Genomic DNA, 15,111 nt, shown 5'->3' on the forward strand with positions numbered 1-15,111 from the left:
CAGCCAGGCTCGGCCTTGCCCTGGTTCCCCCCCAGATCAGGCTCCGCTGGAAAAGCGAAAATATCCTAGGTTTGCCGCGATCCACCCCGGCATGGATTGCTCCCGCCTGGGGCTGGTGTGAGGTCCACGGGTGTAAAGGGAGTGCGACCGTTGCGGAGGGAGCGGTGCTGGAGAGATTGCCGCTGGGGAGTCGAAGCGTCAGGGGGACCGACTTCATCGGAGATGTTTTCCGTCGAGAGCTTCGAGTTGTGCAGTGGCATATTTCGGTCTGAAATACAGCCGCCTGCGGCTTGCCGCTAAACGACTGCGCGATGAATCGCTGTGCGCTGCTGGGTAGCGGCGATGGCCGGGCGGAGAAAAAAGGGGTCAGGAGCCAAATTGGCTGTTTGGAGGGGGCTCGCCGGCATCGTTGGGTGAGAGCGGCTGAGTGGAAACGACCGCCCCTCGCTTGAAACTCGAGATGCGCTTTAGGAATAAAGCCGCTTGCGGAAATAGCCCAGATTGCCAATTTGGCTCCTGCCCGCTTTTTTTCAAGTAATTATGCCTCGTGTGTGTTCAAGCCCTCGACCTCGGCAAATACGCGTTCTAATTCTTTCGCAAACTTGGTGTGCTTTGGTATCCGGTGATTCTTGAGGAATGCTCGGAACTCCGCCGCAGGGCGATTGACAACGAAATTGTGATAGATCGCGTACTTGATTCCAAGACCGACACCCAAACCAACTGCTTCAGATTTCCCATCCGAGTCTTGTTCTTCACCCTCGGGGTATTCCTGTTCCTCTTTAGTCGCTTCCTTATACGTAATGAATCGGATGCCAAAGTCGACCAATCGATTTTGGTGTAAGGCCAAATGATTTCTGATTTCAGCCACTGTCATACCTAAGACACTGACCTCCGCTTGCAGGTAGCTTGTTGTCGTTGACGCAAGGTCTCGAAGAATCTTCAAGCGACACCGCTCGGCAATTGGACTTTCAACTGCCGCAAGTTCGTCCGAAGTCAATAGCGCGACGATGTCCTGGTAGCTCGTAGGAGTGACGGTGATGCCTTCGGGCGTTTTCATTGACCTGCCAATTGAGCTTCGTATGGAGGCATAACGGCGAAGATCACGCGGTGGCGGCCCACGGGATGTGGTCAAGAAAACGCGATGCCTCAGATGTCTCGCGTGTATCCGTTAGTTCGTCGAGCTTCCTTCAATTTGAAAGCGATCCGATGGTCTCGTCAGGACCGACAAACGACTGCGGGTCGTGGTTGATGAGCACGCCATCGCGAAATTGCAGTGGATACGCGGGCATGGGCGCTGCTGAATAGTGAATAAAGAGGTCGCCGCCCTGAATGCCGTCTGGAGCGAGTATCTGAGGGTCGTAATGCGCTCCAGCTTTCCACTTGAGAAGCAATGCGAGGTAATCGCCATCGTCTCGATCGCCAGGTCCGAGGAGTGCTGTAACACGATCCAGAGAATCCCCCGATTGGATCCGCGTTGAAAGCAGATACCGTAGCGTTTCAACGTCTCCGTTCCGCTGATAGCGGGCGGAGGAATCGTCCTGAGCTTCAGCGGATCCAAATGGAGGAACCGAGAGCAGGACTGCCAGTGCTGCACCAAGAAGACCAGCGAGAGCAACCACGCGACGCTTGTTTACGTGGACGTTCATTGCGGATCTCATGTCGGTTTGTGGATGAGTAGCGATGCATTGTCGATCGACGAACGTGTTTTTCACCGGTCGGACCGGCGAGATTGACGCGCGAAGGGCTAGTCTCGCCGGTTCGGCGGGCTGTTCTCGCCAGTTGGTGAGATCGCATTGGCCTCTATTTTCGCCGGTTGGTGACCGCAAATCAACAACCTGGGGGGAGGCTCCACGCCGTTAAGGGACTCGGCGCCGGCATGGGATGCTGCTGTTCTGCCGCATTCGCCCCTGGCGACGAGTACCGCGTAAGCGCCTGGCTGCTGGCACAGTTCCTACCGGCCCGTCTCGGAAGCTGGAGCCGCATGGTCCTCGGCGGGCGGCAAGTTGCGAACGAGCGGGGGGGCGCAGCGTTTCAGACGCGGGTCGATCACGTTGGCGGCTCCCACCGGAGATGGGCACCCGCACCGGCGGTCGCCGACAGCAGCACTGCGTTTGCTTCGGGAGCGGTGCTGTCGATCGGGATTGGTCCCGGCCAGAGCTTTTCGGCGTCGGTTGGCGGAACGGGACAAAAGGGTCAGGAGCCAAATTGGCTGTTTGAAGGGGGCTCGCGGGCACCGTTGGGTGAGCGCGGCTGAGTGGAAACGACCGCCCATCGCTTGACACTCGAGATGCCCTTTAGGAACAAAGCCGCGTGCGGAAATGTCCCAGATTGCCAGTTTGGCTCCTGACCCCTTACCGTTCGCCGTCCCGGGATCGTCGGGCTCCGAGGCCCGGGGAGGGGCAGGGAGATCGATGCGTCAGACCTTCACTCAGCCATGGATCATGTGCTCATCCCGCTCCGCAACGAACCGGCTATTTCGCCCGCAGCAGCTTACGACTACGCATTGGGCCTAGCATTGGAATCGATCCGGTCGTCGTCCGGCAAAGCGAAGAACCCCCAGCACACCGCGGGAACGAGTCGGCCGACCAACTTGTTATAGACGATCCGAAAGAGGAGCAGCGTCAGAGCTAGCAGGATCGGGAGTTTGGTGTAAGCGAAATCACTCACGACACTCCCCCACACGAGCCGGCCAACGACAGGGGCAAGAATGATCGCAATAATTGCCAGAATCCATGGCCACGACGGCTTGCCCCAGTTCCGGACGGCCAGGTAATTCCCGCAGCTCGGGCAATGGCCCAGCGGCAGTATGTATCGGAAGAACCCAGCACGCTCCCCACACACCGGACAAGTGCCGCGGTCCTCTCCAGACGCTGCAGAGGGTGGCGAATAAGGATTGGGCTGGTGTGTTGCCATGGCGGCGCTTTGTGGAAGCGGTCGTCGTCGTGGGGCCGCGCTCGAGTGGAAGGCCCCACGTGATGGGGCGGAAGCCGAGATGTTCGTGCGGCGTTCTTAGGATATGCCTCAGGATAATCAACTGTCGTCAGCGCTTCGACACCACGAAAACAACGGCCGCGATGAGGATAGCCGTTTGCAAACCCATCACGAGCCAGTAGGGTCCGGGCCTCCGCTCTCGCTCAACCAGCGAGTCGTCGCCGGCCCACCCCGCAAAAGCAATCCCGGTCCAGAGCTGCAGGACATAAGTGGCGACTGCGACAGTCGCCGAGAACGCAGGAACGTATTCAGCAATCAATTCAAAGAGAGTGGGTTTGGGGTGAGCCGCGAGTATGACGGTTGAGCCACTACGCTAAAATCCGCCGTACGGACGGATGTGTGCCGAGGATCAGGCGGAAAACCCAAGGTAGCACAAAACTAAGAAGAATCGCGTTCAAACCAGCTCCCACCATCACGACCGGAAACAGCCAGCGTTCGCGAAAGGTATTGATTTTCGCAACCGTTGGATTGTGTGGGTTGTACAGGACCTCGACAACGTCACCGATCGCATACGTCGGCGATGATGATGAAACCGAGCCGTGAACTCGATGCACAGCGCCGTTCACGCGGTACTCGACGACCGGTGAAGTCATGCCACTGCCAACCATCTCGACGACCGTACCGCGAGTGGCGGTTTTCCCGAACCCGACCGACACGCTGTAGATCGCCAAACCCATTCCGACTAACGCAAAGAAGCTCCCCGCAAAGCGGAGCAATCGAAGTGACCACGGCGGTAGATAGGCCCGCGTCGCATCGTCTCGAATTTGCTCAGCCGCTTCGTCCACGGACAGCTTGCCCGCTCGAACGTTCTGCAGTACCTCTTCGAGGTTGGGTAACGGCACACCAATGCTGAGGAAACTGCGCAGATTACGGAGCATAGTGGGATATCGGTGGCAGCGGAGAAATCGGGACTGTGGCGATCGGCCTGCCCCGTTTCCTGAATGAGCGGGTGCTGGAATGCACGGTTGGCGGCAGGAGGTGGGGAGAAACCGAGGATACGAAGTTTACACTGCCGGCGGGCTGTCGTGTGGCGGTCGCTCCACCGATGGGAGGGGCTTGCTTCGAGCCGACGGGTCCTCCTTGACGGATGCTGCCGGGGTGCCGTCCAATGCTACAAAAGCAGGGGCGACTCCCCATCGGGTGCGTACTTAAGGAGTCCTGGGTGATGACAGGCGTGTTGACGATTCTTGGCTCACTGGCGATGGCTTTGGCCTCTGCGGCTTTTCCCACACAGCTCTTTGCCGAACGGCCGCACATCGTCGTCTTCCTCTCGGATGATCACACGCTCGCCGACTGCTCCGTGTATGGCGCTGCGGATATTGAGACGCCGCAGATGGAGAGGCTAGCCGCATCCGGGATGGCGTTCGATTTGGCGTTTGTGGCTTCTCCGTCTTGCGCCCCCAGTCGTGCGGCGCTGTTGACTGGACTGATGCCTGCCCGCAACGGTGCGGAAGCGAACCATTCGCCTCCGGGCGAGCAGATCAAAAAACTCCCCGCTTATCTGAAGGAGCTGGGATATGAGGTCGCCGCCTTTGGCAAAGTCGGACACTATGCTCAGACGCCCGAATACGGCTTCGACGTCGCGCGTCACTTCGGGTATCACGAGGACGTTGCCGTCGGCGAAGCGATCGAGTGGCTGAAGGCGCGCGAGAGCGAGAAACCATTGTGCCTGTTCGTCGGAACGAACTGGCCCCACGTTCCCTGGGCCGAGCCCGTCTCGATTGACCCGGCGGAAATCACGATTCCCCCCTCCCATGTCCATACCCCCGCGACCCGCAAAGCACGAGCAAAGTACTATCAGTCGATTCGCACGATGGATGACGAATTGGGGCAGGTTTTCGACGCGGCCTATAAGAAACTGGGCGAGAACACCCTCTTTGTGCATTCGAGCGATCACGGGGCGCAGTGGCCGTTCGCCAAATGGACTCTCTACGATGCGGGAATTCGCACGCCTCTGATTGTCTCCTGGCCCGGCCGGGTTGCCAGGGGAGTTCGCAGCGACGCGATGGTCTCCTGGGTCGATCTGCTGCCAACGCTAGTCGAAGCGGCCGGTGGAACCCCAGGGAAGTCGCTCGACGGGCACTCCTTTCTTCCTGTTTTGACTGGTCAGACCGCGGACCATCGCGAGGCGATCTTTACGACTCACAGCGGTGACGGGAATTTCAATGTGTATCCCGCCCGCAGCGTTCGCGACAAACGGTTCAAATACATCCTGAACCTGCATCCGGAATTTGCCTTTCACTCGCATGTCACCAAAAGCCATGACGATGAAGGTTACTGGGCCAGCTGGGTAGCGAAAGCAAAAACCTCTCCGGCCGTCAAACGCAAGGTCGAGCGATACCAGACCCGGCCAGCTGAGGAGTTGTACGACCTCCAGCGCGATCCGCACGAACAGCGGAACTTGGCGGACCAGCCGGAGTATGCGGAACGGCTTGCCGAGATGCGGAAGCAACTCGATCGGTGGATGGTTCGCCAGGATGATCAGCGGACCGTTTATGGGATGCCCCAACTGATCACGCGACAGGGAACTGCGCCAAATGTAGTCATGGTGTTCATCGACGATATGGGGTGGGCCGATCTCTCCTGTTTCGGCGGCACCGACGTCACCACCGAGCACATCGACCGATTGGCCAACGAGGGAATTCGGTTTACGAACTTTTATGTCAACTCGCCGATTTGCTCCCCATCGAGAGCTGCCCTGACCACCGGGAACTATCCCGCGCGACACCGCATTACCTCCTATTTGGCCAAACGGGAACTGAATGACCAGCGGGGGATGGCCCAGTGGTTGGACTCTGACGCGGTTACCCTACCGCGGATGCTCGCCGAGGCAGGATATCGCTGCGGGCATTTCGGCAAATGGCACCTGGGAGGCCAGCGGGACGTCGGCGAAGCGCCGCTGATTACCGCATACGGCTTCGACACTTCGCTGACCAACTTCGAGGGCCTCGGGCCACGTTTGCTCCCGCTGTGCGACGCCTTTGATGGCTCGCCCGTCAAACGCCACGATCTGGGAAGCGCGGATCTTGGCCAAGGGCCGATTGAATGGGTCGAGCGGTCGCAGATCACCTCCTACTTTGTTGATTCTGCGATCGAATTCATCGACGAATCGGTCGCCAGGAAGCAACCGTTTTACATCAATGTGTGGCCTGACGATGTGCACTCCCCGTTCTTCCCACCGGAGGCTCGCCGCGATGATGCCAGCAAGCGGTCGCTTTACCTGGCGGTGCTCAAAACGATGGACGAACAATTGGGCGTCCTCTTCGACCGCATCGAGTCGGATCAAAATCTCCGCGAAAACACGTTGGTTCTGCTGTGCAGCGATAACGGGCACGAACCCGGCGCGGGGAGCTCGGGGCCGCTGCGAGGTGCCAAGGGAAATCTTTACGAGGGAGGAGTCCGCAGCCCGCTGATCGCCTGGGGACCTGGGCTGATCGAGCCCAAAGCCGCGGGAACCGTCAACGAGACCACGATCCTCTCGAGTATCGATCTGGTGGCTTCACTCGTGAATCTCTGTCGGGCGAGTCCGCCGGAGGAGTACCGCGGCGATGGCGAGGATTTACTTGCGGCACTTCTCGGAAAGTCCACCGCCGAGCGAAGCCGTCCGCTGTTTTGGCGGCGTCCTCCGGATCGTCCCGGGCCGAAAGAAGCCCCGTTTCCTGATCTGGCAATTCGCGATGGCGACTGGAAATTATTGTGTGATCTCGATGGTACCCGTGAACAGCTCTACAACCTGCGAAATGATCTTTCCGAACAGCAGAACCTCGCAGCGGAGAAACCGCAGATCACACGGCGTCTGAAGCGATTGCTGCTCCAGTGGAATGCGACGCTTCCCGTAGACGCAGTCCGCTGACCACACCTAGAGAAAAAAGGGGTCAGGAGCCACTAGAGAAAAGGGGTCAGGAGCCAAACTGGCGGTATGGAGGGGGCTCGCGGGCACCGTTGGGTGAGAGCGGCTGAGTGGAAACGACCGCCCATCACTGGAAACTCGAGATGCGCTTTAGGAACAAAGCCGCTAGCGGAAATGTCCCTGATTGCCAATTTGGCTCCTGACCCCTTTTTTTCGACCAACGACCGCCCATCGCTGGAAACTCGAGATGCGTTTTAGGAACAAAGCCGCTAGCGGAAATGCCCCAGATTGCCAATTTGGCTCCTGACCCTTTTTTTCGACATAGTAGCTCGGGCGCACAGAGAACTGGCGGAGGGCTTAGTTCTCAGATAACGGAACGATTCATTAGGGCCGTGGCGAGGGACTGAGCGACGCCGTAGACGGACCATCGCGGTCCCCAATGCAATCGATGGTTCGCCTAGCTTGCCGCTACTTTCTGTTGCTAGTAGGCGGCTTGCTCATGGCGTCTCCGCAATCATAAAGCCGCTGAATTCACGATTTTCTGCCCGCTTGGTCGGCTCAACTGCCGCCGCTTCGCGGCTCTCGGGGGCCGGAACTGCGGGGTGAGTCGCCGTTCGTCTCTTCGCCTTCGGCTTCCTGCGCCATTTCGTCTTGGATGAGGCGGGTCCCGTGTCGAATGTCTTCGAGGACTCCGGGCGTCGCCTCGGCAAGATCGTCGTCGGTGAGGTAGCCGTCGTAGTAGGCGCGAGCCACGGAAAGGGAAGTGTCAGCGTGCGTGTAACGGACCCAAAGGTCCCTGGAGGCGTCGTTGTGGAAGGTGTGGATGCGGTCGTTGACCTCGTGCGGGGTCAGTTTGCCGTTATCCATTTCCTGGATCGCCTCAGCAAGCTTGCGAATTTCAGCTCGCAACTCGCGTTCCCAGGCTAGATCCCTCAGCCGACGACGGCAGCGACGGTCGGCCTTCGAGTTGTGCAGTGGCATAAATCGGTTTGAAACACAGTCGCCTGCGGCTTGCCGTTAAACGATTTTGCCACGAATCGGCGTGCACAGCTAAGGTGAGAGCAATACCGCGGGAGAAGACGTCGCTGTCGAGCCAATCTCGTTAAGGAAGTTGCGGCTACGAGCCCGTTTAGAGGCGGAGTTTCTCGCGCGGGAAGACATTTCCGCTGCTCCGGGAGAAGAGAGTCGAGCAGTGGAAAGCAGAATGAGTTGTGAAGAGAGGCTGGTTCGAGCCGCGAGCGTCGCACCCTGCGGCGACATTTTCGCCACGGCAAAGCTCGACGGTCCTACTCCCTCTTCTCCACTCTCTACTTAGGCTGAAGCACTCGAGCGGAACTCGAGTGCCTCAGCCAAAGTCGGGGTGACAGGATTCGAACCTGCGACCTTTTGACCCCCAGTTCGCTCCCGGAATCCGTAAGTGCTTGTAAAGTAAGTACTTACGGATTCCGGCGTTTTCGGCAAAATTCTTCAAAATACTGGGTTTTTTGCCCTCCTCCGTCGGGTTTGGTATCACTTTGGTATCAAGCGACCGCGTCCAAAAGCTGCGGCGGTTCGGCGGCCCAGCCGGGCCAGACGAGGGCCAGGCAGGCGATCGGATTCCGCTCCCAGGAGCGGACCCAGTGGTAGGCTTCCTGGAACTCCATCGGCTCGGTCGCGCGGTTCCAAATCCGCTGCTGCGTGTCCCACAGCCACACCGAGTAGGTCCGCGGCGTTTCTCGCTCCTGCGGGGCCTGGTCCACTCGCCGTACGACGGCATACACGCTCGGCCGCACCAGCTCGCGGCAGATCGTCCGGGCGACCGCCAGTGAAACCTGGTTTGCAACGACCTTCGGCGGGGCTCCCTTTTCGCGGATCTCGACGATGAATTTACGGGGGGTATTCGTGATTCTGGAGGATCTTCTCGCAGTCATCTTGGATGGTTCTCGACAGTCTTCAGTGGTTCAGCTCGCATCCTGGCCAAGTTCCTCTTCCGGTACTGTCGTTTTGTGCAGTGACACCTCCGGTCATTGCTAGCAAAGAATTTTCCGGATTGGGAAAAAAATTCCGGCGGGAGGGCCAATGGCAGGCGAAACGCCTATCCAGCCGGGAGCTCGGGCGGACGGAGCACCGACCAATCGAGCCGCCGCTGGCCGCGGGGCCGCTGGGGGCGAAGCTGGCTCAGCAGGTCGAGGACTGAGAATCCGGCGTCCGGGCCAGCGAAGATCCACAGCAGTGGGTGGCCATCACCCGCGACGAGCGTCACGGACGGCTCTTCGCCGAAGTCCACAACGGCCGGCGGGAAACGATCCCTATGAGGTCCCTGGCCCGCCGTCTGGGCGAAGTTCGAATTGACGTACGCGTGCACCCTTAAGTACTATTCGGGGGGGTAGCACCGCTCATCGGTGCCTCTGCACCCCGTAGCGTCGGCTCGGCACCTTCCTGTGATTCCATGGTCGCAGGCTGCGGTTGCGAGACCGCTCGCGTCCCTCCCGTGGATGCAGCCATCACAGCCACTTTGCTTGGCCTAGAGTTGTACTCCGCCTCCGTTCCTCGCACTCCGTTCCATCGGCTCAATGAATTCCCGCAGATCCCGCAGTCGTGGCGACGGCTTTACCGTCTTCGCGTTTTTCACGCTCGGGTCCATCATTGCTTTCGTGGGCAGCTCGCTCTACTTCGTAGTCACACACGGCAACGAAACGTCAGCTTTGAGAGCCCAGGTTAAGGAAGCTGTCTCCGAACGCGACAAGCACAAGGCCCAATTGTCGGCGAACTCGACCAGATTCAGCACGACGCTCGCCCGGCAAACGTCGCTGCACGAGGAGACGAGAAAGCGGGAAGCCGCGCTTCAGCTGCAATTAGCGGAGATGCGGAAACGACTCGAGTCGCTAGAGCGACAGATCGCTTCGCCGGACTCGTCCGAACCAGAAGCGATTGCCGAGTTTGAACTCCCAGCGGAAAGTTCCATGGAAGCGGAAGTCGCGGCCGATGCAGACCCCGACGAACCAGATTCACCTGCGCCCTCTGCTCCCGCTGTCGAGACCACCGTGTCCATTCGGGAATGGCACAGCAGGGCGGGCGACAGCTCAATTATGGCCAAGCTGCTCGACTGCGACATTGAAAGCAAGACAGCCACGCTTCTCAAAGAGGACGGCACCGTCATCGAGGTCCAGTTCGATGATTTGTCGCTCGACGACGTCGCGCACTGCATCGCGGCCTCAGAGGCCAACACTTTAGGGCTCAGCGATCAGGATCAGGCAACGGTCTCGGGGCTGCAGGCGATCACCCAAAAATCGCTCACGACAATTGACTTGTCCCTCAAGGATTGCGCTGACCGATTGTTGACGGCCTACAAGAGCGATGGGACTTCGATCCAGAAAAGCCGCGAGTACGCTGCTGCTAAACGCGATTTCCTAGAGTCCGTGCAAGGCTTGCGCATGCAGATCCACTTCCTCGTAGAGGACGTTGCCAACCCTCGGCGGATCGGTCGCGACAGACGCCGCGTGGACGTCACTTTGACTGCCCCGGACATTCCGCTGCGATTCACCAATTTGAAATCAAGCCGGAGAGCAGTGGAAGTAGTGACGTCCGCTGGTAGAGAAAAGGGGTCAGGAGCCAAATTGGCTGTTTGGAGGGGGTTCGCGGATACCGTTGGGTGAGAGCGGCTGAGTGGAAACGACCGCCCATCGCTGGAAACTCGAGATGCGTTTTAGGAACAAAGCCGCTAGCGGAAATGCCCCAGATTGCCAATTTGGCTCCTGACCCTTTTTTTCGCCGCTTTGCCAGATGGCCGTAGTGCCGCTGGATCATCTCGAGGCTGGTCCCGGTTAGCTCCGCCACTGTGGCGACGTCGACGCCGTTCTGCAGGGCGTCGGTGATATAGGTGTGCCGGTAGCTGTAGGCGACCGTTCCTTCGGGCAGGTTGAGCCGATCGAGCAGTCGTCGCATGCGGCAGGTGATCGCGTTGGTGGTCAACGCCCCGGCCCGCGATCGAAACAGCGGCCCGTCGGTCCGGCCGTGCATGGCGATCCGAGTGACGGTTTGCAGGCAGGGCGACAGGTAGACGATTTTCGGCTGGCCGGTCACTCGCGCCTTCTTGTGCTCCGGCAGCGACCAGGTCTCGACCTCCGCGTCGACGTACTCGACTCGAGCGCGCGACGTCCTGCGGTCGACCTCCGCAGTGTTTGACCGCGACCAGCACGAGTCGGAACTGGCGATCGATCCGCCCGTTCGACTTCACGTCGGTGACGGCCTCCATCAACTGCTTGTGGATCTCGGCCTCGACGACGACCGACCGCCGCGGCGTGGCGGGGCGCTTCATCTTGGCGATCGGGTTGGTGGTGATCAGCCCCTGCTCGACTGCCCAGTTGAGAGCTCGCTTGATCGCCGAGATGGCGTTGCGCTCGCCGGCCGCACCCCAGCCCGAATCGGCGATCCAGTCGGCGAGGTGGTGGGGCTTCAGTTCGTCGACCCACTGGTCGGGGAGTCGGTCGAGCAGTCGGAGCAGATACCACTCGTAGCTTTCGACCGTCACGGGATTGAGCGCTCCGATCGACGCTTGGCGATCGGCCCAGAGGAGATACTTGCTGACGATCGTCTCCAGCTTGACGCTGTCCGGCCTCTTGGCGGCCTCCTCCGTTTTCCAGATCTCGAAGGCTTCTTTCTTGGTTGCGGCGAGACGCCGATTCGTGCGCCGCTGCTGGGCATCGACTTCCTTGACGTACCAACCTTTTCGCGCTTTCCAGTAGAAGGGGCCGTTCATTGATGCTCCGCCGTGGGTGATGAAGAGGCGATTCTCGCCTCCGTCCTGGACACCTTCGGTCAAAGTCTGCTCGGCTTTTTCAGCCGGTCAATGAGCGTCGGACCCCTGCGGATTGGTATCAAAATGGTATCAGAGGCGGTTTCGGGCCTCCGGCGGAGCGGACCGCGCACGAAAAAAGCCGGTTCTTTCTTTATAAAGAAAACACCGGCTTTTTAAGTCGGGGTGACAGGATTCGAACCTGCGACCTTTTGACCCCCAGTCAAACGCGCTAACCAGGCTGCGCTACACCCCGTGGCAAGTGGGGAAATATGCCAGAAGTTGGCTTCGGGTTCAACGCCACCCGACACGGATTCCGGTTCGCGGTAGGCTGCCGGGGCCGATTGGGCGGGTTTTGTTCGATTTTCCGGGCTCGGAGCGGAGGTGTGCCGATGTCGTCTGTTTCGTTTAGTGACCGCTTGGCGGAAAAAGTGCGCAGTTGCCGCTCGCCGGTCTGCGTGGGGCTCGATCCGCGGCTCGGGAGCTTGCCGGCCGGGCTGCGGCCTCCGCAAAACGCTTCCCCCGCTGCGGTCGCCGAGGCGTTTGGGACTTTTTGCCGCGGAATCATCGACTGCGTCGCTCCGCTGGTCCCGGTCGTCAAACCGCAGGCCGCTTTTTTTGAACAGCTTGGGCCGGCCGGAATGGTCGTGCTCGGCGAGATCGTCCGCCACGCGGTCGACCAGGGGCTGCTGGTCGTGATGGATGGCAAGCGCAACGACATCGGCAGCACCGCCGAAGCCTACGCCGACGCCTATCTCGGCCGCGGCGAACGGAGCCCGTGGGGGAGCGACGCGCTGACCGTCAGTCCCTATCTCGGCGAAGACAGTCTGCAGCCCTTCATCGAACAGTGCGACGCTCGGGATGCGGGTCTTTTTGTGCTGGTCAAAACCTCCAACCCGGGCGGCGGCTGGCTGCAGGATCGCGTGACCGACGGCGTGGCGGTCTACGAGCACGTGGCCGATTTGGTGACGGCCCAGAACGCCAGCCGCGTGGGCTCCTCGGGCTATGGTCCGGTTGGGGCGGTCGTCGGAGCGACCTACCCCGAGCAGCTGGCCGAACTCCGCGAGCGAATGCCGACCGCCTGGATCTTGATCCCTGGCTTCGGAGCCCAAGGGGGCGGAGCCGACGACGTTCGCGGAGGCTTTGACGCTCAAGGGCTGGGGGCGATCGTCAATAGCTCGCGGCACATCATCTTCGCCCATGCCCGCCGCGAATTTCAGGACAAGTACGGCGACAGCCGCTGGCAGGAAGCGGTCGAGGCGGCCACGCGGGAGATGAACGCGGCGCTCGATTTCGTGAAGTGAGGCGGGGACAACGGGCGCGGCCAGGTGGAGGAGAGAGTTTGGGGGGGCGGGATGCATTCATTGGCGACACGAGCCGGATTGCGAGAGCCCCCTCACCCCCCGCCCTCTCCCCCACGGCTTGGCTGCGGAGCGGTCGTTCGCGGCCAAGCCGCGGGGGAGAGGGGGCCACGGAGGCTCTTGACAGTCTTGGCGGCTGCGTTCTACCCTTGAGGCACTATGTCAACCGTATCGACTCTGATTTCGATTCTCGTCATTATCAGCGCGGCCGAGGGCCGGGCCTGACGGGGAATCGTCGTTGACATCAATCACCGATTCACATCACCCCCGAGGCGCGGCAGCCTCGGGGGTTTTTTTGTAACCCGACCGGCCTCCATTTTTTCGCGTTTGCAGAGAGCAATTCGAGCCATGCGTCCGATCTCCATCTACGATACGACCCTCCGGGACGGAACCCAGGGCGAAGGGGTCAGTCTGTCGTTGCAGGACAAGCTGAACATCACCGAGCGGTTGGCGGAGATCGGGATCGATTACGTCGAGGGGGGCTATCCGCTCTCGAATGAGAAGGACGCAGCGTTCTTCCGCGAGATTCGCAAACGCTCGCTGGGCGAGACCAAAGTCTGTGCGTTTGGGATGACGCGTCGCCGCGGCGTGCGGCCGGACGACGATCCCGGGATGCGAGCTTTGGTGGCGGCCGAGACGGCAGTCTGCACGGTCGTCGGCAAGACCTGGGACTACCACGCGACCGAGGTCCTGCGGGTTTCGCTCGAAGAGAATCTGGCGATGATCGGCGAGAGCGTCGAGTTTCTCCGCCGGCACAGCGAAGTGATCTACGACGCGGAGCACTTCTTTGACGGCTGGAAAGCCAATCCCGAGTACGCCGCCTCGACAATTCTGGCCGCCGCGCAAAGCGGAGCGAGCTGGATCGCGCTGTGCGATACCAACGGCGGAACGATGCCCGAAGAGATCACGCGGATCGTCGGCGAAGCCCGCGAGGCACTCCGGCAAGCGGGAGTGGACGGCGACCGGGTGCGGCTGGGGATCCACTGCCACAACGACTGCGAACTGGCGATCGCCAATTCGCTGGCGGCGGTCGATGCCGGAGCCGAGATGGTGCAGGGCACGATCAACGGGGTGGGCGAACGCTGTGGCAACGCCGACCTGGTCTCGGTGATGGCCAATTTGCAGCTGAAAAAGAAGGGTTACCAGGTGCTCGGCGGGCGGAGCCTGGACCATCTGACCGAGCTCAGCCGGTATGTCTACGAAACGGCCAACCTGCAGTGGCGAAACAATCAGCCCTTCGTCGGGATGAGCGCGTTCGCTCACAAAGGCGGGATGCACGTGCACGCGATCAACAAGGCGGCCCGCACCTACGAGCACCTCGATCCGAGCCTGGTTGGCAACGAGCGGCGGATCTTGGTCAGCGAGCTGAGCGGGCGAAGCAACATCGCGGCTCTGACGGAAAAACACAACGTGCAAGCCGATCGCGAGCTGACCGACCGGATCTTGGCCGAGGTCGTGCGGCTGGAAAATCAGGGGTATCAGTTCGAGTCGGCCGGCGCTTCGTTCGACTTGCTCGTGCGGCGGCTGGCGGGGACCTACCGGCCGCATTTTGAGACGATCAAGTACCGGGTGGTCGCGGGCGACCGCGACGCGGGAACGCATCTGCCCTTTGCCGAAGCGATCATCAAGTTATCGGTCGGCGATAGCGTGACGCTCGACGCGGCCGAGGGAAATGGTCCGGTCAATGCGCTCGACGCGGCGCTCCGCCGAGCGCTGCAAGGAGTCTATCCGGCGTTGGCGGAAATGTGGCTGGTCGATTACAAGGTCCGGGTCGTCGACTCGGCCGCCGGGACCGCCGCGCAGATCCGCGTCAACATCGACAGCAGCGATGGACACGATACCTGGGGCACGATCGGCGTCAGCGAGAACATCATCGAAGCCAGCTGGCGGGCGCTGGTCGATGCGGTCGAATACCGGCTGCATAAGCTCGACGCGGAGGCTGAGGGCGTCGAGGGTCAGGACGCTGGCGAGAACCAAGGCGATACCGGCGGCCCGAGTGCGACGGCGGGTGCCGTGCATCAGAACTCATCAGCCGCCGGGCGCTAGCCCCCGGTTTCCGGAAACTGCAGACAGAACCGGACGCTAGCGCGTGGCGGCTGATAAAGCCGACTTTGTCACGACCGTGGACACATCAC

At 60.7% G+C, this 15,111-nt stretch carries 12 protein-coding genes and 1 tRNA gene; 4 read left to right on the top strand and 9 right to left on the bottom strand.

Annotated elements, in window-relative coordinates:
* Window positions 1-538: 538 nt before the first annotated feature.
* The 4 genes from GNK13_RS05290 to GNK13_RS05305 all read right to left on the bottom strand — a co-directional run bounded on the left by GNK13_RS05290 (window position 539) and on the right by GNK13_RS05305 (window position 3,869).
* Window positions 539-1,057, bottom strand: coding sequence for a hypothetical protein (locus tag GNK13_RS05290; protein ID WP_164101408.1), 519 nt, complete (start codon window positions 1,055-1,057; stop codon window positions 539-541).
* A 130-nt stretch (window positions 1,058-1,187) separates the two neighbouring features.
* Window positions 1,188-1,646: a hypothetical protein gene (locus GNK13_RS05295; RefSeq protein WP_164101409.1), complete on the bottom strand. Its 459-nt coding sequence runs from the start codon at window positions 1,644-1,646 to the stop codon at window positions 1,188-1,190.
* A gap of 850 nt (window positions 1,647-2,496) precedes the next feature.
* Complete coding sequence (locus GNK13_RS05300) at window positions 2,497-2,667, bottom strand: hypothetical protein (protein WP_164101410.1); 171 nt, start codon at window positions 2,665-2,667, stop codon at window positions 2,497-2,499.
* A 632-nt stretch (window positions 2,668-3,299) separates the two neighbouring features.
* The gene (locus tag GNK13_RS05305) at window positions 3,300-3,869 is read right to left on the bottom strand and encodes a DUF3592 domain-containing protein (RefSeq protein ID WP_164101411.1); all 570 of its coding nucleotides are present in this window, start codon (window positions 3,867-3,869) and stop codon (window positions 3,300-3,302) included.
* A 287-nt stretch (window positions 3,870-4,156) separates the two neighbouring features.
* Between GNK13_RS05305 and GNK13_RS05310 the strand changes: the two genes are divergently transcribed.
* A complete protein-coding gene (locus GNK13_RS05310) occupies window positions 4,157-6,844 on the top strand; it encodes a sulfatase-like hydrolase/transferase (RefSeq protein WP_164101412.1) in 2,688 nt (895 codons plus the stop codon).
* 555 nt (window positions 6,845-7,399) lie between these two features.
* Here the strand turns inward: GNK13_RS05310 and GNK13_RS05315 are convergent.
* The 3 genes from GNK13_RS05315 to GNK13_RS05325 form a co-directional block, all read right to left on the bottom strand.
* Window positions 7,400-7,750, bottom strand: coding sequence for a hypothetical protein (locus GNK13_RS05315; protein ID WP_164101413.1), 351 nt, complete (start codon window positions 7,748-7,750; stop codon window positions 7,400-7,402).
* A 611-nt stretch (window positions 7,751-8,361) separates the two neighbouring features.
* Complete coding sequence (locus tag GNK13_RS05320) at window positions 8,362-8,751, bottom strand: hypothetical protein (protein WP_164101414.1); 390 nt, start codon at window positions 8,749-8,751, stop codon at window positions 8,362-8,364.
* Between the two features lie 164 nt (window positions 8,752-8,915).
* Complete coding sequence (locus GNK13_RS05325) at window positions 8,916-9,083, bottom strand: hypothetical protein (protein WP_164101415.1); 168 nt, start codon at window positions 9,081-9,083, stop codon at window positions 8,916-8,918.
* Between the two features lie 310 nt (window positions 9,084-9,393).
* Here GNK13_RS05325 and GNK13_RS05330 point away from each other — a divergent pair, with 310 nt between their 5' ends.
* On the top strand, window positions 9,394-10,476 hold the full coding sequence (locus GNK13_RS05330) for a hypothetical protein (protein WP_164101416.1): 1,083 nt from the start codon (window positions 9,394-9,396) through the stop codon (window positions 10,474-10,476).
* A gap of 65 nt (window positions 10,477-10,541) precedes the next feature.
* Here GNK13_RS05330 and GNK13_RS05335 read toward each other — a convergent pair whose 3' ends face one another.
* Entirely contained in the window at window positions 10,542-11,579 is a 1,038-nt protein-coding gene (locus tag GNK13_RS05335) for a hypothetical protein (protein WP_203545340.1), read from the bottom strand.
* 217 nt (window positions 11,580-11,796) lie between these two features.
* Window positions 11,797-11,871 (bottom strand) — tRNA-Pro (locus tag GNK13_RS05340).
* A 136-nt stretch (window positions 11,872-12,007) separates the two neighbouring features.
* Between GNK13_RS05340 and pyrF the strand changes: the two genes are divergently transcribed.
* Together pyrF and cimA are read left to right on the top strand one after the other, a co-directional pair.
* Window positions 12,008-12,919, top strand: coding sequence for an orotidine-5'-phosphate decarboxylase (gene pyrF / locus GNK13_RS05345; protein ID WP_164101418.1), 912 nt, complete (start codon window positions 12,008-12,010; stop codon window positions 12,917-12,919).
* 405 nt (window positions 12,920-13,324) lie between these two features.
* Window positions 13,325-15,022 carry a citramalate synthase gene (gene cimA, locus GNK13_RS05350; RefSeq protein ID WP_164101419.1) on the top strand — a complete coding sequence of 566 codons (1,698 nt, stop codon included), beginning with the start codon at window positions 13,325-13,327 and terminating at the stop codon, window positions 15,020-15,022.
* Window positions 15,023-15,111: the final 89 nt, after the last annotated feature.

It is taken from the genome of Candidatus Laterigemmans baculatus (genome assembly GCF_010367455.1).
GTDB lineage: Bacteria > Planctomycetota > Planctomycetia > Pirellulales > Pirellulaceae > Laterigemmans > Laterigemmans baculatus.

Excerpts from the sequence above, each read along its gene's own strand:
- GNK13_RS05290 (WP_164101408.1), bottom strand. The coding sequence starts at position 1,057 with ATGAAAACGCCCGAAGGCATCACCGTCACTCCTACGAGCTACCAGGAC.
- pyrF (WP_164101418.1), top strand. The coding sequence starts at position 12,008 with ATGTCGTCTGTTTCGTTTAGTGACCGCTTGGCGGAAAAAGTGCGCAGT.
- GNK13_RS05295 (WP_164101409.1), bottom strand. The coding sequence starts at position 1,646 with ATGAACGTCCACGTAAACAAGCGTCGCGTGGTTGCTCTCGCTGGTCTT.
- GNK13_RS05305 (WP_164101411.1), bottom strand. The coding sequence starts at position 3,869 with ATGCTCCGTAATCTGCGCAGTTTCCTCAGCATTGGTGTGCCGTTACCC.
- GNK13_RS05310 (WP_164101412.1), top strand. The coding sequence starts at position 4,157 with ATGACAGGCGTGTTGACGATTCTTGGCTCACTGGCGATGGCTTTGGCC.
- GNK13_RS05320 (WP_164101414.1), bottom strand. The coding sequence starts at position 8,751 with ATGACTGCGAGAAGATCCTCCAGAATCACGAATACCCCCCGTAAATTC.
- cimA (WP_164101419.1), top strand. The coding sequence starts at position 13,325 with ATGCGTCCGATCTCCATCTACGATACGACCCTCCGGGACGGAACCCAG.
- GNK13_RS05330 (WP_164101416.1), top strand. The coding sequence starts at position 9,394 with ATGAATTCCCGCAGATCCCGCAGTCGTGGCGACGGCTTTACCGTCTTC.
- GNK13_RS05335 (WP_203545340.1), bottom strand. The coding sequence starts at position 11,579 with ATGAACGGCCCCTTCTACTGGAAAGCGCGAAAAGGTTGGTACGTCAAG.